General features: G+C 69.6%; 14 protein-coding genes. 12 read left to right on the top strand and 2 right to left on the bottom strand.

Translation table 11 applies throughout. From position 1 onward, the window contains the following. Nucleotides 1–3: 3 nt before the first annotated feature. From Q0818_RS02520 to Q0818_RS02575, 12 genes are all read left to right on the top strand, one after another. A complete protein-coding gene (locus Q0818_RS02520; RefSeq protein ID WP_298870991.1) occupies nt 4–969 on the top strand; it encodes a MoxR family ATPase in 966 nt (321 codons plus the stop codon). Nucleotides 970–1,015: 46 nt separating this feature from the next. After that, the gene (locus Q0818_RS02525; RefSeq protein ID WP_366943092.1) at nt 1,016–2,392 is read left to right on the top strand and encodes a DUF58 domain-containing protein; all 1,377 of its coding nucleotides are present in this window, start codon (nt 1,016–1,018) and stop codon (nt 2,390–2,392) included. After that, the gene (locus Q0818_RS02530) at nt 2,389–4,899 is read left to right on the top strand and encodes a transglutaminase domain-containing protein (protein ID WP_298870994.1); all 2,511 of its coding nucleotides are present in this window, start codon (nt 2,389–2,391) and stop codon (nt 4,897–4,899) included. The genes Q0818_RS02525 and Q0818_RS02530 overlap by 4 nt, the downstream gene beginning before the upstream one ends. Next, a complete protein-coding gene (locus Q0818_RS02535; protein ID WP_298870997.1) occupies nt 4,896–6,563 on the top strand; it encodes a DUF5684 domain-containing protein in 1,668 nt (555 codons plus the stop codon). Before Q0818_RS02530 ends, Q0818_RS02535 begins: the two co-directional genes overlap by 4 nt. After that, on the top strand, nt 6,560–7,393 hold the full coding sequence (locus Q0818_RS02540) for a hypothetical protein (protein ID WP_298871000.1): 834 nt from the start codon (nt 6,560–6,562) through the stop codon (nt 7,391–7,393). Before Q0818_RS02535 ends, Q0818_RS02540 begins: the two co-directional genes overlap by 4 nt. A gap of 353 nt (nt 7,394–7,746) precedes the next feature. After that, the gene (rpsL, locus tag Q0818_RS02545; protein WP_013584051.1) at nt 7,747–8,115 is read left to right on the top strand and encodes a 30S ribosomal protein S12; all 369 of its coding nucleotides are present in this window, start codon (nt 7,747–7,749) and stop codon (nt 8,113–8,115) included. Between the two features lie 5 nt (nt 8,116–8,120). Then, nucleotides 8,121–8,591, top strand: coding sequence for a 30S ribosomal protein S7 (gene rpsG, locus Q0818_RS02550; protein ID WP_013584050.1), 471 nt, complete (start codon nt 8,121–8,123; stop codon nt 8,589–8,591). Nucleotides 8,592–8,678: 87 nt separating this feature from the next. Next, entirely contained in the window at nt 8,679–10,793 is a 2,115-nt protein-coding gene (fusA, locus tag Q0818_RS02555; RefSeq protein WP_298871004.1) for an elongation factor G, read from the top strand. A gap of 161 nt (nt 10,794–10,954) precedes the next feature. After that, nucleotides 10,955–12,148, top strand: a complete 1,194-nt coding sequence (tuf, locus tag Q0818_RS02560) for an elongation factor Tu (protein WP_058595425.1) — start codon at nt 10,955–10,957, stop codon at nt 12,146–12,148. A 253-nt stretch (nt 12,149–12,401) separates the two neighbouring features. Further along, nucleotides 12,402–13,070 (top strand): hypothetical protein, encoded by a 669-nt coding sequence (locus Q0818_RS02565; protein ID WP_298871009.1) that lies wholly within the window; start codon nt 12,402–12,404, stop codon nt 13,068–13,070. 304 nt (nt 13,071–13,374) lie between these two features. Beyond that, nucleotides 13,375–14,256, top strand: a complete 882-nt coding sequence (locus Q0818_RS02570; protein ID WP_298871011.1) for a helix-turn-helix transcriptional regulator — start codon at nt 13,375–13,377, stop codon at nt 14,254–14,256. Nucleotides 14,257–14,437: 181 nt separating this feature from the next. After that, nucleotides 14,438–16,009: a polysaccharide biosynthesis tyrosine autokinase gene (locus Q0818_RS02575; RefSeq protein WP_298871014.1), complete on the top strand. Its 1,572-nt coding sequence runs from the start codon at nt 14,438–14,440 to the stop codon at nt 16,007–16,009. 36 nt (nt 16,010–16,045) lie between these two features. On the opposite strand, the gene Q0818_RS02580 is transcribed toward Q0818_RS02575, so the two are convergent. Both Q0818_RS02580 and Q0818_RS02585 read right to left on the bottom strand, forming a co-directional pair. Beyond that, nucleotides 16,046–16,336, bottom strand: a complete 291-nt coding sequence (locus Q0818_RS02580; RefSeq protein ID WP_298871016.1) for a PqqD family protein — start codon at nt 16,334–16,336, stop codon at nt 16,046–16,048. Further along, complete coding sequence (locus tag Q0818_RS02585; protein ID WP_298871018.1) at nt 16,337–17,317, bottom strand: nucleotidyltransferase family protein; 981 nt, start codon at nt 17,315–17,317, stop codon at nt 16,337–16,339. Nucleotides 17,318–17,544: the final 227 nt, after the last annotated feature.

Consider the following 17,544-nt stretch of genomic DNA (forward strand, 5'->3'; position numbering starts at 1 on the left):
GACATGACGATCACCCAGGAGCAGGCCACCTGGTTCTCCCAGACCTTCTCGCAGATCGCCGACAACGTCGAGCGCGCCGTCCTCGGCAAGCGCCACGTCGTCGAGCTGGTGCTGACCGCCATGCTCAGCGACGGCCACGTGCTGCTCGAAGACGTCCCCGGCACCGGCAAGACCTCGCTGGCCCGCGCCGTCGCGCAGTCGGTGCAGGGCACGAACACCCGCATCCAGTTCACCCCCGACCTCCTCCCGGGTGACATCACGGGCATCACCGTCTACGACCAGAAGAGCGGGACGTTCGAGTTCCACAGCGGGCCGATCTTCGCCAACATCGTGCTCGCCGACGAGATCAACCGCGCGAGCCCGAAGACGCAGTCGGCCCTGCTCGAGGTCATGGAAGAGGGCAAGGTCACCATCGACGGCGTCTCTCGCGAGGTGGGCGTTCCGTTCCTCGTGCTCGCCACGCAGAACCCGGTCGAGCAGGCCGGCACCTACCGTCTGCCCGAGGCGCAGCTCGACCGCTTCCTCCTGCGCACCTCGCTCGGCTACCCCGACCACGCGGCGACCGTGCGCATCCTCGACGGCGCTCCGGTCGCCACCGCCGACCTGCGCCCGATCATCACCCCCCAGGCGCTGGTGGGCATGGCCGACCTCGCGGCATCCGTGTACGTCGACGCGCTGGTGCTCGATTACATCGCCCGCCTCGTGGATGCCACCCGCACGGCCGACGAGGTGCGCCTGGGCGTCAGCATCCGCGGCGCGCTCGCCCTCACGCGCGCCACCCGCGCGCGGGCCGCCTCGCAGGGCCGCACCTATGCGACACCCGACGACGTCAAGGCGCTCGCCGTCCCCGTGCTCTCGCACCGGCTCATCCTGCATCCCGAGGCCGAGTTCGACGGGGTCACGCAGGAGGCCGTGATCGGCCAGGTGCTGCTCGACACGCTCCCGCCCACTCAGCGCGAGAGCGCATGACTCCCGTGAGCGCGAGGTTTGCGTCCGAGGCCGTCGGGGGTGAGCCGTGCCCGACGTGAACGTCACCGAGTCGCGGCTCACGCGCACCTCGGCCGCGACGATGGCCACGGGCTCGCGCACGTCGATCACCTCGACCGCGACCCGCCGCCAGCGTCGCATCGTGCGCGCCGTGGTGCAGGTCGCCGAAGTGTGGCGCGTCGTCACCGAGGCGCTCGCCGCAGCCCTGTCGTGGGCGGGGCGCACGGTCCGCCCCGCGGGTGCGGTCGTCGCGGTCGCGGCGACCGTGGGCCTCGCCTTCGGCGTCGTCTTCGGCTGGGTCGAGTGGATGGTGGCGGGGTCGGTGGCCCTGCTGCTGCTGCTCATGAGCGTCCCGTTCCTCTTCGGCGCGCGCGCCTACGAGGTCGACCTGGCCCTCCAGCACGAGCGCGTCACCGCGGGGAACGGCGTCACGGGCGAGATCGTCGTGCGCAACGACAGCACGAGGCCGACGCTGCCCGGTCGTCTCGACATCCCCGTCGGTCGCGGTCTCGTCGAGTTCGGGGTGCCGTTCCTCCGACCCGGACACAGCAGCACCGAGCCTCTCGAGATCCCGCCGTTGCCGCGCGGTGTGGTGCGCGTCGGCCCCGTCACCACGGTCCGCAGCGACCCGGTGGGTCTGCTGCGGCGCGAGCACGCGTTCGACGACGTGCACGACCTGTTCGTCCACCCGCGCACCGTCGGTCTGCCCTCCACCAGCTCCGGTCTCGTCCGCGACCTCGAGGGCAACGCGACGCGGCGTCTCGTCGACGCCGACATGTCGTTCCACGCCATCCGCGAGTACGCTCCCGGCGACTCCCAGCGGCAGGTGCACTGGAAGTCCACCGCCAAGACCGGGCGCCTGATGGTCCGCCAGTACGAGGAGTCCCGCCGATCGCGGATGGCGGTCGTCCTCGCCGCCGCGACGCAGGAATACACGGATGCCGACGAGTACGAGCTCGCCGTCTCGGCCGCTGCCTCGCTGGGCCTGCGCGCCGTGCGCGACGCGCGCGACATCGACATCGTGACGGGATCGGAGATCCCGCGCGTGGTGAAGGGCCGCCTGCGCGCGATCCGCCACATCCCGGTCGTCTCCCCGCGCGCGATGCTCGACGGGTTCAGCGCCATCGAGCGCCACGAGAACACCATGCCCGTCGAAGACGTCTGCCGGTTGGCATCCGAGGCCAACGAGCGCCTCTCGATCGCGTTCCTCGTCACCGGCTCCCTCGTGCCCCTCGCCCGCCTGCGCCAGGCGGCGCTCGCCTTCCCCGCCGACACGGCGGTCGCCGCGGTCATCTGCGACGAGCGCGCGCACCCTCGCATGCAGAGCGTGGCCGGCCTCACCGTGCTCACGATCGGCACCCTCGACGACCTCTCCGGCCTGCTCGTGCGGGGAGCCACCTCGTGAGCGGGACGCGCGACCGCGCGCCGCGGCGGCGTGCAGAGGCGTCGTCGGCGCCGCGCTGGGTCGCCGCCGCGCTGTACACCGCCGTCTCCGTGGCGCTCGCGGCGGTGGCGGCGTGGCCCATCTACGCGGCCGTCTCCTTCGTCGTCCTCGTCGTCGCGGCATCCCTCGCCGGGGCGGCGGTAGTGGCACTTGTCGCCTGGCGGCGGGGGAGCGGATGGGCTCTCGCGGCCGGGCTCGTCGCCGCCTTCACGCTGCTGGCCGTCCCGCTCGCCGTGCCGTCGCGTCTCACGTCGCCGTTGGACGTGCTCCGCGGGCTCGGAGAGTCCTACGCCGGAGTGGTCGTCGCCTGGAAAGACCTGGTCACCGTCGATCTGCCGGTCGGGGCCTATCGCAACCTCCTCATCCCCGCCCTCGTGGTGTTCCTCGTCGGCACCGCCCTCGTCCTCGCCCTCGCCGCACGGCGCGACCGGTGGGCGACGGTCGCGGTGGTCCCCGGTCTCGGCATGAGCGGCTTCGGCCTCTTCTTCGGTCGCACGGCCACGAGCGCCCCGCTCTCTCTCGGTCCCCTCGCCCTCGCCGCCCCCGTGGAGACGGTGGTGGGCGTGTCCGCCCTGCTCGCGGCCGTGCTGTGGCTGGCCTGGCGCGCGCACGACGAGCGCGCCCGCGCCCTCCGGCGCGCGAGCGACGTCTCCGCGGCCCAGGTGGGCACCGGGCGCTCGCGCACCGATCGCCGACGCGCCGCGCTCGGGGCGGCGATGATCGCCCTCGCCGTCGTCGTCACGGTCGCCGTCGTGCCATGGGCATCGCGGGGAGCGGAGCGCGAGGTCCTGCGGTCCGCCGCCGGACCGCAGGAGCAGATCGCCGAGGCGGTCAGTCCCCTGGCGGAGTACCGCTCCATGTTCTCCGACGCGCGCGCCGATCAGGTGCTGTTCCGCGTGAGCGGCGAGGGAACGCTGCCCGAACGCATCCGCCTCGCCACCCTCGACGCGTACGACGGGGAGATCTACCGCGCATCGGGCGACGAGGGTGCGGGCTTCGTCCGCCTGCCGTCGACCCGCGACGCCGGCGACGGCCGGACCATCGAGGTCGAGGTCGAGATCGCCGATCTCGACGGGATCTGGATGCCGACCGCCGGCCGCCTCGCCTCGGCGACCTTCGAGGGCGATCGGCGCGGCGCTCTGGCCGACCGCTTCTACTACAGCGCCGCCGCCGAAGCCGGAGTGCAGACCTCCGACGGGGGTCTGCGGGCGGGGGATCGCTACGAGCTCTCGGGTGTGGAGCCCGCTCCGGTCGATCTCGCGACCCTCACGCCCCCGGGAGCACCGCAGGGAGTGTCCGGCGGAGACAACCTGAAGAGATGGGTCGAAGAGCACGCGACCGGATCCGACGGTGCAGCCCTGCAGGCCCTCGTCCAGCTGCTCCGGGAGCGCGGGTACCTCAGTCACAGCCTCGCCTCGGCGGGCACCGCGGCTCCCGCGTGGGCGGCCGACCTCCCCGGCTATCAGCTGCAGCCGAGCGCGTCCGGTCACTCCCTCGCGCGCATCGACCGCATGTTCGAGCGGTTGCTCGACCGCGAGGACGACCCGAGGGCGGAGGCGACGGGCAACTACGTCGCCGCCGTCGGCGACGACGAGCAGTTCGCGGTCGCCACGGCGCTCATCGCCCGCGAACTGGGCTTCCCCGCCCGCGTCGTCGTCGGCGCACGGCTGGAGACGGCCGATGCGACCCTGTCGACGTGCGACGCGGGGGAGTGCCGACCGCGGGACCTGACCGCGTGGACAGAGGTCCAGGGCACCGACGGCCAGTGGGCGACGATCGACGTCACGCCGCAGTGGGAGCAGTCCCCGAGCCTCGAGGTCACCCAGCAGCAGGACCCCGAGAACGTCACCGAGGTGCGGCCCGACACGGTCGAAGAGGTCGTCCCTCCCGAGCCCGTGCAGGAGGACGACTCCCGCGACGACGCCGCCCGCACCGACGAGGGCCTCGACCTCGCCTGGCTCTGGCCCGTGCTGCGCGTCGCGGGCATCGGTGTGCTCGTCGTGCTGGTGCTCTTCGGCCCCTTCCTGGCGGTGATGATCGCCAAGGCCGTGCGTCGCCGTGGCCGTCGACGCGATCCCGATCCGCGCGGCGCGATCGCCGGAGGATGGGACGAGTACGTCGACGCCGGACTCGATGCAGGGCGCTCCGTGCCGCGCTCCCCGACCCGCCGGGAGGTGGCCGACGCGTTCGCGACGCCCGCCGGCATCCGTCTGGCCGCCGACGCGGATCGCGCCGTGTTCGCCGCCGAGGAGGTCACGCCCGACGAGGTCGCCGCGTTCTGGCGCATCGTCGACGACGAGCGTCGTGTGATCACCCGCCAGCGCGGCTTCTGGCGCCGGGTGCGCGCAGCCGTATCGTTGAGATCGTTCCTGCGGTTCCTCGCCCCTCGGCCTCCTCGGCGGGGGTCGCCGCATCGCGACGAGAGGGGGAAGCGTCCCGCCACGACGGGGAGACGCGATACGACATGACCGATTCGACGACGCTGGTGTTGGGAGCGAGTTCGCTCGCTCTGGTCGTGGTGCTCTACGTCTGGTTCGCCCTCGCTCTGGCCGCGATGTTCCGAAAGATCGGCGAGCCGGTCTGGAAGGCATGGGTGCCCGTCGTCAACGTCGCCACCGTGCTCAAGCTCGGCGGGTTCTCGCCGTGGCTCGTGCTCATCAATCTGGTGCCGCTCTTCGGCTTCATCGCCTTCGTCGTCGTCTACATCGTGGCCGTCCACCGCATCACCGTCGGCTTCGGCGCCGGTGCCGGACTCACGGTGCTCGGCGCCCTGGTGCCCGTCGTCTGGGCGAGCGTCCTGGGGTTCGGTGCGGCACGGTGGGAGGGGTCCGGCGCCCGAGGCGTCGACGAGGATTCCGCCCCGGTCCGGCGCGGACGCGATTTCGACGGACCCTACGTTCCGCTCATCGGCGGGTGGACGCCCGATCCCGAGCCCGCCGCACACGACCGCTCCGCCGATCCGGCGCCGCCGGTGTCGGAGCCGGTGGTGCAGCCCTTCGCCGCCCCGGCCGGCTCGTTGGCCGATGCCGTGCCGTCGCCGAGCGACTGGGCGCCGCCCGCCGACCTCATGCCCGGCAACCCCGACGGCCGCCGCTCGACCGAGCGGCACGCTCCCGAGGAGCCCTCCGTGCCCGCGGCTCCGGCGTCGGTCTTCGACGTGCTCGACGCGTTGCGCGACGGCGCTCCCGCGGGTGCCGCCGCGCGTGAGCGGGCCGACGCGCATCCCACGCCCGCGCCCACCGACCCGAACCCGGATGCCGAGCAGTCCCCGACGGGATGGGTCCCCCGCTTCACCGAGACGCCGTCCGAGCCCGGCTCGGAAGCCGGCGCCCCCTCGACCCGCGCCCTGCTCCTGCCGGGAGCTCCCACACGTGGCGTGTCGTCGTGGGCCGCACCGCGTTCGACCGATCCGGCCGAGGTCGAATCCACGCCGCAGGCCGACGAGCCCGCGGCCGCCGCGCACGACTCGCAGGCCGCCCGCCCCGGCGACGACGCGCCGTCGCTCGGGGCCGGCCCTTCCCGGCGTGGTGTCGAGGGAGCCGACGAGGCACCGGTGGACATCGCGGAAGCACCCCTCACCCGGCCCGCCGCGCCGATCTCCGCCCCGCGCGTCTCGCGGACCCCCGTCGATGAGTTCCCCGAGCTCTCCGAAGCGGTCTCGGCGGTGCCCGATGCGCCCGACGCGGGCGCTCCGCGTTCGGCCCGCACGTCGGTGTCGGCGTTGTACACGCGTCCGGAGGTGCCGTCGGACGAGGACTTCGACGCTCTCGACCGCACGATCGTGGCGCGACGCAAGCGCATCCCGTGGGCGCTGATCGCCCCCGACGGCGCGACGGTCGACCTGACGTCCTCCGTCGTGATCCTGGGCCGTCGTCCCGGCCCGGATGCCACGCGGCCCGACGCTCAGCTCGTCGCGATCGCCGATGAGACGCGGACGGTCTCCAAGACGCACGCGCGCCTCGAGCTGCGCGGCGACACCTGGTACGTCACCGACCTGGAATCGACGAACGGCGTCCTGTTCGCCACGCTCATGGGCACCGAGGTGGAGGCTCCCCCCGGCGAGGAGATCGAGGCGGGGGAGCGGTTCTTCCTCGGCGACGCGGAGGTGCGCCTCACGCGGAGGAACGCGTGAGCGGCCCGTTCGACCGGCCGGACGACCCCGACGAGGTCACGCTGTGGGCGGGCCGTCTGCGCGCGTGGCCGGCCAATCCGCCCGCCCCGGCCGACGACGACGCGACGGCGCCCACCGAAGCCGACGACCTCGACGACGCCACCGTCCGCTCCGACGCCCGCGAGCCCGACGACGCCACGGTGATCGCCCGTCGCGCCGACGCCGTGGAGGAGTCGGATGACGCGACGGTGATCGCTCGTCGCGCCGACCCCGTGGAGGAGCCGGACGACGCGACGGTGATCGCCCGCCGCGCATCGGTCGACGACGAGACCGTGCGCCGTGTGCCGCTGGACGACGAGACGGTGCGCCGCGCGCCGGTCGACGACCGTACGTCGGTTCGCGCCGAGGCCCTCCCCGCCGACGACACCGCGCCGGGGCGCCGCGCGACGCGCTCGCCCGCACCCGCGATCGGCGAGTCCACCGACGACAGCACGCAGCCGCGTCGCAGCCCCCGCGGAGCCGACGACACCCACGCGGGCTCCCGTCGCGCGCGACGGGCGGAGGCGGCGACCGATGCGTCCCCGAATCGACGATCACCCGATGCGGGCGCTGCCGTCCGCGAGGCACGCGTGCCCGCCGCCCTTCAGCGCGAGGCCTACGATCCGCGGGTCGACGCGCCGATCCGCGTCGAACGCGCCGTCGTCCCCGCGCGGCCCGAACCCGGTCGCGACCCCGCCCTCGTGCGGCCGCGGACGGCCCGACGCGGCGCCTGGCGGGCACTGCTCATCGGTGCAGCGGTGGTGCTGCTGCTGGCCGCAGCGGCTGCGGCGGCGGTGCTGTTGCTCGGCTGAGCGGGCGGCATCCTGATCGCTCTGCGCGGACGAGCCCGTGCACGTTTGCCCGACCTCCGGGGAACGCGTATCATTGGGCGGGTGTGCGTTCACGCGCGCCGTGCGTCGTGCCCTCGGGCGTGTCGTTCGGATCAACGCTCGCACCATCTCAGGGATCGACCTGCGAACAGGTCGCCCCCACGGCATATCCACCACAATCGCGTCCGATCATTCTGTCGCGCGGTGGATCACACGTGAGCCCGACACGTCACGAATCGCAAGACGAACGACATGGCGGGGGAGACACGACCGCTGTCACCGTGCAGCACCCCGGACGGTCCGAGAGGAACCGCCCGGCCAATCAAGGAGAGAACGTGCCAACCATTCAGCAGTTGGTTCGCAAGGGCCGCTCGCCGAAGGTCTCGAAGACCAAGGCTCCCGCGCTGAAGTCGAACCCCCAGCAGGCCGGCGTGTGCACCCGCGTGTACACGACGACCCCCAAGAAGCCGAACTCGGCCATGCGCAAGGTCGCCCGCGTCAAGCTGCGCAACGGCACCGAGGTCACCGCGTACATCCCCGGTGAGGGCCACAACCTCCAGGAGCACTCGCTCGTGCTCGTCCGTGGTGGTCGTGTGAAGGACCTCCCCGGTGTCCGCTACAAGATCGTCCGCGGTGCGCTCGACACCCAGGCTGTCAAGAACCGTAAGCAGGCTCGCAGCCGCTACGGCGCGAAGAAGGGCTGAGAACCATGCCTCGTAAGGGTCCCGCCCCGAAGCGTCCCGTCGTCAACGACCCGGTGTACGGCGCCCCCGTCGTCACCCAGCTGGTCAACAAGATCCTCGTCGACGGCAAGAAGTCCATCGCCGAGTCGATCGTCTACGACGCCCTCAAGGGTGTCGAGGCGAAGAACAGCCAGGACGCCGTCGCCACGCTGAAGAAGGCGCTCGACAACGTCCGTCCCACCCTCGAGGTCAAGAGCCGCCGCGTCGGTGGCTCGACCTACCAGGTTCCCGTCGAGGTCAAGCCGCACCGCGCCAACACGCTCGCGCTGCGCTGGCTCGTGAGCTACGCGAAGGGTCGTCGTGAGAAGACGATGACCGAGCGTCTGCAGAACGAGATCCTCGACGCCTCGAACGGCCTCGGTGCCGCGGTCAAGCGCCGCGAAGACACCCACAAGATGGCCGAGTCGAACCGCGCCTTCGCGCACTACCGCTGGTAAAACCCGCGGAGGGTCCGTGATCGAACCCCGGTCACGGACCCTCCGATGGGCCCGGCATCAACCTCCCAACAGGTAAGGAAGACACCCGTGGCACAAGACGTGCTCACCGACCTCCACAAGGTCCGCAACATCGGCATCATGGCGCACATCGATGCCGGCAAGACGACGACGACCGAGCGCATCCTGTTCTACACGGGCGTCAACCACAAGATCGGCGAGACGCACGACGGTGCGGCCACGACCGACTGGATGGAGCAGGAGCAGGAGCGTGGCATCACGATCACCTCCGCTGCTGTGACCTGCTTCTGGGACAAGAACCAGATCAACATCATCGACACCCCCGGACACGTCGACTTCACGGTCGAGGTCGAGCGCTCGCTCCGCGTGCTCGATGGCGCGGTCGCCGTCTTCGACGGCAAGGAGGGCGTCGAGCCCCAGTCCGAGACCGTGTGGCGTCAGGCCGACAAGTACGACGTCCCCCGCATCTGCTTCGTCAACAAGATGGACAAGCTGGGCGCCGACTTCTACTTCACGGTCGACACCATCGTCAACCGCCTGAAGGCCAAGCCGCTGGTCATCCAGCTGCCCATCGGTGCCGAGAACGACTTCGTCGGCGTCATCGACCTCGTCGAGATGCGCGCCCTCGTGTGGCCCGGCGATGCCAAGGGTGACGTGACCATGGGTGCGAAGTACGAGATCCAGGAGATCCCGGCCGACCTCGCCGACAAGGCCGCCGAGTACCGCCAGCAGCTGCTCGAGACCGTCGCCGAGTCCGACGACGCCCTGCTCGAGAAGTTCTTCGGCGGTGAGGAGCTCACGGTCGCCGAGATCAAGGGCGCCATCCGCAAGATGACGATCGCCTCGGAGCTCTACCCCGTGCTCTGCGGCTCGGCGTTCAAGAACCGCGGCGTGCAGCCCATGCTCGACGCCGTGGTCGACTACCTCCCCTCGCCCCTGGACGTGCCCGCCATCGAGGCGCACGACCCCAAGGACGAAGAGGTCGTCATCGAGCGCCACGCCGACCGCGACGAGCCCTTCGCGGCCCTCGCGTTCAAGATCGTGACGCACCCGTTCTTCGGTCGCCTCACCTACATCCGCGTGTACTCGGGTCACCTCGACTCCGGTGCCCAGATCGTCAACGCGACGAAGGGCAAGAAGGAGCGCATCGGAAAGATCTTCCAGATGCACGCCAACAAGGAGATGCCGGTCGACTCGGTCACCGCCGGTCACATCTACGCCGTCATCGGCCTGAAGGACACCACCACCGGTGACACCCTCTGCGACCCGACCAACCAGGTCGTGCTCGAGTCGATGACCTTCCCCGAGCCGGTCATCGAGGTCGCCATCGAGCCCAAGACCAAGGCCGACCAGGAGAAGCTGGGTGTCGCCATCCAGAAGCTCGCGGAGGAAGACCCGACGTTCCGCGTCGAGCAGAACTCCGAGACCGGTCAGACCGTCATCAAGGGCATGGGCGAGCTCCACCTCGACATCCTGGTCGACCGCATGAAGCGCGAGTTCAAGGTCGAGGCCAACGTCGGAAAGCCCCAGGTGGCCTACCGCGAGACCATCCGCAAGTCGGTCGAGCGTCACGACTACACCCACAAGAAGCAGACCGGTGGTTCGGGTCAGTTCGCGAAGATCCAGTTCGCGCTCGAGCCCCTCGAGGTCACGGCCGACAAGACCTACGAGTTCGAGAACAAGGTCACCGGTGGTCGTATCCCGCGCGAGTACATCTCGCCGACCGACCAGGGCTTCCAGGACGCCATGAACGTCGGCGTGCTCGCCGGCTACCCCATGGTGGGTGTCAAGGCGATCCTCCTTGACGGTGCCTCGCACGACGTCGACTCGTCGGAAATGGCGTTCAAGATCGCCGGCTCGATGGGCTTCAAGGAGGCCGTCCGCAAGGCCAACCCCACCATCCTCGAGCCGATCATGGCCGTCGAGGTGCGTACTCCCGAGGAGTACATGGGCGACGTCATCGGCGACCTGAACTCGCGTCGTGGCCAGATCCAGTCGATGGAAGACGCCGCCGGCGTCAAGGTCGTCCGGGCCAACGTGCCGCTGTCCGAGATGTTCGGCTACATCGGTGACCTGCGCTCGAAGACCTCGGGCCGTGCCGTCTACTCGATGGAGTTCGACAGCTACGCCGACGTCCCGAAGGCCGTGGCCGACGAGATCATCCAGAAGAACAAGGGCGAGTAACACCGCTCTCACGGATGCCGGGAACCCCGGGTTCTGCTCAGGTTCCCGGCATCCGCACAAACTGAATACCGACTCTCTAGTAATCTGAGAACCATCCCCGCGAAGAATCGGTCGCAATCCAGCGCCCGAGACCTCGCAACCAACGTCCTGAGGAGGACCCAGTGGCTAAGGCCAAGTTCGAGCGGACCAAGCCGCACGTGAACATCGGAACGATCGGTCACGTCGACCACGGCAAGACCACGCTCACCGCTGCCATCTCGAAGGTGCTCGCCGACAAGTTCCCGTCGGCCACCAACGTTCAGCGTGACTTCGCGTCGATCGACTCCGCGCCCGAAGAGCGTCAGCGTGGTATCACGATCAACATCTCGCACGTCGAGTACGAGACCCCCAAGCGTCACTACGCTCACGTCGACGCCCCCGGTCACGCCGACTACATCAAGAACATGATCACCGGTGCCGCTCAGATGGACGGCGCGATCCTCGTGGTCGCCGCCACCGACGGCCCGATGGCTCAGACCCGCGAGCACGTCCTGCTCGCCAAGCAGGTCGGCGTTCCCTACCTGCTCGTCGCGCTGAACAAGAGCGACATGGTCGACGACGAGGAGATCCTGGAGCTCGTCGAGCTCGAGGTTCGCGAGCTGCTGTCGTCGCAGGACTTCGATGGCGACAACGCCCCCGTCGTGCGCGTCTCGGGCCTCAAGGCTCTCGAGGGTGACGAGCAGTGGGTCAACTCGATCGTCGAGCTCATGGAGGCCGTCGACGAGTCCATCCCCGACCCGGTGCGTGACAAGGACAAGCCGTTCCTCATGCCCATCGAGGACGTCTTCACCATCACCGGTCGTGGCACGGTCGTCACGGGTCGCGCCGAGCGCGGTACCCTCGCGATCAACTCCGAGGTCGAGATCGTCGGCATCCGCCCGACGCAGAAGACCACGGTGACGGGTATTGAGATGTTCCACAAGCAGCTCGACGAGGCCTGGGCCGGCGAGAACTGTGGTCTGCTCCTCCGCGGCACCAAGCGTGACGACGTCGAGCGCGGCCAGGTCGTCGTGAAGCCCGGTTCGGTCACCCCGCACACCAACTTCGAGGGCACGGCGTACATCCTGTCCAAGGAAGAGGGCGGCCGCCACAACCCGTTCTTCACGAACTACCGCCCGCAGTTCTACTTCCGCACCACCGACGTGACCGGCGTCATCACGCTGCCCGAGGGCACCGAGATGGTCATGCCCGGTGACACCACGGAGATGTCGGTCGAGCTCATCCAGCCGATCGCCATGGAAGAGGGCCTCGGCTACGCGATCCGTGAGGGTGGCCGCACCGTCGGTGCCGGTACCGTCACCAAGATCCTCAAGTAAGTCACACCAGACTTCACTCGGCAAAGGCCGGGCCTTCGGGCCCGGCCTTCGTCGTTTCCGGATGCCGTCGACGGCCTCCGTCTCTGCCTTTCGGGCGCCGTTCGCGGCGCCCGCTTCTGCATTTCTCGGCCGGTCATTTTCGGACGCTTCGCGGACGCCATGAGACCTTACCGATGTCGACCAGTAGTCCCCTTCGCGACGATCGCGTGGCGGGTTCGACCGGTTCCCGCTTTTTCGCAAAAGGGGAGAATCGATGTTGGAAGAGCTGTCATCGGACAAGGCGACGGGTGCGACGGGTTCCGCGCGGGGTATCGAGCGGCGGACCGTTCTGAAGGGCGCCGCGTGGTCGGTTCCGGTGATCGCGGCCGCCGTCGCGGCCCCGGCAGCCTCCGCGTCGGTGAACAACGCGAACGCCCTCCTCACGAACAACGTGACGAGCCTGCTGGCTCTGAACGTGCTGGACTCGGCGACGGTGCTGACGGCCGCGGTGGCCATCACGGTGCCGACGACCCTGCGGATCACGAACGGCGCGGGCGCGTTGTCGGGCAACGCGACGGTGACGATCACCGTGGGGCGCCCGGGTGGGATCGACGTCTCGGTCGGACGCGCATACGGCTTCGGCGTGTACCGCTTCGACAGCACGCTGACGACGTCCGGCCAGCGCACCGCGTCGTATCAGAGCGCTCCGATCGTGGGGCAGTACGGCTTCCCCGTCACGACGTTCACCACGACGAAGAACGTCAGCGTCGCATCGGGCGGCACCCTCGACATCCCCGTCCAGTGGGGCCTGGCGGGTAACCGCACCGGGCTGTCCATCAACGCGCTCGCGTCGTTCCCCATCTCCGTGAGCGTCGTGATCGCGGGACGCACCCTCGCGGCATCGGGTTCGATCCTCGTGCCGGTCGGAGCGGGCATCCTCTGAGCGAGGACGTCGCATCCGAACGCACGACGGAGGCGTCGATCGGCACCAGTAAGTACCGATCGCCCTTCGACCGCGTTACGCGGGGCACTACCTACGTCGCTACGCAAATGCGTCGCGGGCGGTGTCGTCATGCACAGAGCGGTCGTTAGCGTTCGGATCAGGACGACGGCACCCCGTCTCCCGAAGTAAGGGGCGGGAGCGGGATGCCGTCGTCCAGGGCATGACCATCCTTCGACCGTGCGGGCGGGCGGTCGACACATCCCCTTTGTTTTCACTCGCGCTGCGATCGAGGCTGGGGGGTCGGATGAGCAGCATCGCATCGTCGACCCACGCGGTCGATGTGGGCATGGATCGCGCCCCGATCCGCGCGCTGCTGCGGGACCACCTGCGGATGTCGCGCATTCCCCATCCGGCGGGCGTCACCTCGGCCGGGCGCGCCGCGATCACCTTGCACGCGGTCGATCACGGTGATCTGTGGCTGTGGTCGGAGGCCGGTGATACCGGCTACATCGGGATCGTGTTCCCCGTGGACGAGGCGCGGGCGATCGTCGAGGGCGAAACGCCGCGCGAGGGAGTGGACCGTACTCCGGTCGTCCTTCGGCACGGATACCCCATGCGCCTGGTCTGGAGCCGTGGAGCGGCGGCGACGCTATGGCTTCCGCGTGCCGCGGTGGAGGACCTCGGCCTCGACGTCGAACGTGTACCGAGTCGGCCGTCGGTCACGACGGCCGCGCTGGCGGCGCGGGCATACGTAACGACGGTTGCAGGAATGCGCCCGGCGCTGAGCATGGTCGAGGCGATGGTGATGGAGCGCACTCTCTTCGACATCGCGTTCGCGTTGTTCTTCTCCGCGGGGGAGCGTGAGGTGGTCGCGGCGGCGCGAACCTCCACGTTCAATCGCGTCCGGTTGCTGTTCGAGTCGAGGTTCACGGATCCTCGGTTCTCGGTGGCGGCCGCCGCGGCGGAGCTGCACGTGTCATCGCGACACCTGCACCGCCTCTTCGAGAAACGCGGAACGTCGCCGTCGACGTATCTTCGGTCGCTCCGCGTGGATTTCGCCCGTGCCCTCCTGGAGGTTCGGGCCGACTCGGGAATGACGGTGCAGGGCATTGCGCGGCAAAGCGGCTTCGCGTCGGAGCGGACGATGCGGCGCGCGCTTGCCGAGACCACGGCCGCGTCGGCGTGACGTCGGTCGACGCCACTCTTCCGAGCGCGCTAAGAATGAGGGTATGAATGCGTTCGAGCGTGTTCAGCGAGACACGTGAGTGGGTTCTAGAATCGTGTGCCCGAGACATTTCTCGGTCGTCGCGGCGGAATTCCGGGGGGCGACGTCGTCGCAATGACGGCGCGGAAGAGGAGTGTGTTCGATGGAGTTGCAGACCTACCTGCGCATCATTCGAGTGGGCTGGGTGTGGCTGATTCTCGGCACTCTTCTCGGCATCGGGGCGGCCGCAGGCTGGGTGGCGTTGCAGAAGCCCGTCTACACCGCGGATGCCAGCGGTTTCGTCGCCGTGACGGGGCAGGGTGAAGACACCGGGTCCGCGCTCATCGCCGACAATCTCGCGAAGTCGAAGGTCAAGTCGTACATCGACCTGGGGACGTGGCGGTCGGTCGCGGAAGACGTCATCACGCAGTTGGGGCTCGACACCCGCCCGGAGACACTCGTCGATCAGGTACGTGTGAGCAATCCCGTCGACACGGTGAACCTGCTTGTCGTCGCGAACGCGTCGACGCCTGAAGGCGCGCGTGATCTCGCGCAGGCGTGGATCCAGGCGATGTCATCGGAGATCTCGCGGCTCGAATCTCGGGACGGCGGTCAGGCGCTCGTGCAGCTCGTCGCGGGGGATTCCGCGCAGCTGCCCCGTTCGCCCAGCTCCCCGAACTGGCGTATCGCCCTCGCCGTCGGAGGTCTGATCGGCCTCGCCGCCGGTGTTTCCGGTGCCGTTGTCCGCTACGTTCTCGACCGTCGCATCCGCTCCGCGGAGGTGGTCGAACGCGAAACGGGGCACCCCGTCGTCGGCACCATTCCGCTCGAGAAGTCCTTCTCCGATACGGGACGACTCGTTCCGTTCGACGGCGGCATGAGCGGAGGCGCTCGAGCGAAGTTCTTCCGGGTGGCGGAATCGTTACGCGAACTGCGCACGAACCTCCAGTTCATCGACGTGGACAATCCTCCGCGCGTGATCGTCATCAGCAGTCCGCTCCCCGGTGACGGGAAGTCCACGACCAGCGCGAACCTCGCGATCGTGCTCGCAGCGAGTGGGCAGCGCGTGGTCCTGATCGACGGCGACCTCCGGCGGCCCATGGTCGCCAACATCTTCGGCCTCATCGACGGCGCCGGTCTGACCGACGTGCTCGCCGGACGCGCCCTCTTCGACGAGGTCGCGCAACCGGTCGGCGTCGACGGCAACCTCCTCGTCCTCGGCGCGGGGATGCTCCCGCCGAACCCCTCCGAGGTGCTCGGGTCGGAGCGCATGCGCGATCTCATGCGCACGCTCTCGGCTGACGCGACGATCATCATCGATGCCCCGCCGCTGCTCCCGGTGACCGACGCCGCGGTGCTCGGACACCACGCTGACGGCGTGATGGTCGTCGCAAGCGTCGGCAAGACGACGATCGAAACGTTGAACAAGGCGATGCTCAACCTCGAGAAGGCGAATGCGCGCTGCCTCGGGGTGGTCATCAACCGCGTGCCCGTCCGCGGTCGTGGACGAGGCTACGACGACTACCAGTACACCGGCGACTACTACGCCGCCCCGCCGTCGGCGACTCCGGAGCCAGTCACGGCCGCGGGCCCGTCGACGTCATCCGCGACGGAGGCGCGAGGTTCCTCTCGAAAGACCGAGGGGGGCGGCACCCGCAGAAGTACGGCGATAGCCGTCCCGGCGACCGGTGAGGGTCCTTCGCCGTCGCGGCGTTCCCGACGTGCGGCTCGATGAGGAAACGAGCCGCGGCGGAGGCCTGATCGGTCTCGCTCAGTGACCGGTCGGCTGCAGCACACCCTTCGAGGCGAGAGCTTCGATGAAGGAGGCGACCGTCGGTCGCACGTCGGTCTCGTCGACCTCCCAGAGTCGGACCATCTCGGCCACGATCTCGTTCTCGTCACGTCGACCATCGACGAGCTCCCAGATGGCGGCCCCCACCTCGGAGAGTCGGATGACGGCGAAAGGCGTCGTCCGAGCGGGGAGAGCGATGTAGGCGGCGGATCCCTCCTGCGTCCAACCGACACCGTCTGCGCGTCGCCACACGGGCGTCGAGTCGGTCATTCAGGGCCTCCGTCGGCGTGCGGCGGCGAGGATGCGGAGCAGCTTCACCGGCGCTGTCACGATGCGGTGCAAATAGAACCGAAGCAGGCTGAGCGGATCGTCTGCGACACCGAAGAACGCTTGAGCGAAGCGCGGGCTCGGGACGAGCTTCCGAGCCGCCAGGCGAACGCGCGTCGACCAGCTCGCGCCGGCGAACTGTTCGGCGAGGGTCTCGGGGAGATCGTCCGGGGATTCGACGCGACGCCGCCACAGCGCGGTCAGCCGGTCGGCTTCGGGAGTCAGAGTGACGGTCGCGCCGGTCAGGCTGGGCAGCGTCTCGCGCAGAGGGCCGGCCGCTCCCGTTATCTGCGCTCGTTCCGCGAGGTCGCTGAGGTCGGTCGACAGGCGTGAAGTCGCGCGTTCCTCGAGGTCGGCGAGCTGGCCGGTGTCGCGGGAACGCGTGGCGTGCAGCGCTGCGATGAGCCAATGGTCGGCCACGCCCGGGACCGGGCAGGCTCGGTGCGCCAGGTCGATCGTGGTGCGGGCATCCCACAGCGTGTCGAACACATCCTGAGCGGGATTCAGGAACCCCGGGTAGTACCGGTGGAGGTCCAGATGGCACGGCCACTGTGGGTGTTCGAGGGTCCTGGCGTGGGGAGCGAGCACGGTCCCCTCCCGGGGGAGGTCGACGAGGACCGCCCTGTCTCGATCGGTCCATCCGCTCGAACGCAGGATCGCCCACAGGCGTTCGAACGCCGACGGGTCGACCAGCACGTCGACATCCGAGGATCCGCGGACTGCGCGCAGCCCCTGGTCCGCCAGCACACGGCCCTTGATCGTCAGGATGCGGATGCCGTGAAGTTCCGCGAAATCGTTCACCGCTGCGGCGAGGAGCTCGACCGCCACGTTGTGGGGGAGAGGGACGAGCTCGATGCCGGAATCCGGTGTTCCGGTCGAACCTGGCTCGACGCGGCTCCCCTCACGGCGACGTGTGCTTGCCATCAGCGTTCCGGTCGTCCCCACTTCATCCAGCGCGTGAGCGCGAGCCTACTTGAGTCTTCACCCGGGCGGGCGCGACGGATGATCGTCCCGGGGCGTGTGTCCAGCTGCCACCGGGCCGATTCGGGTGCAACCCGTATGCTGAGCGGGTGAATGATGCTCCCGTCGGCCCGAGCCGGAGATCCCGTCGGGAAGCGCACGTTGTCAGCGGCGTACCGAACGGCGGGGAG

It is taken from the genome of uncultured Microbacterium sp., from assembly GCF_947489255.1.
Taxonomy (GTDB): Bacteria; Actinomycetota; Actinomycetes; order Actinomycetales; family Microbacteriaceae; genus Microbacterium; species Microbacterium phycohabitans.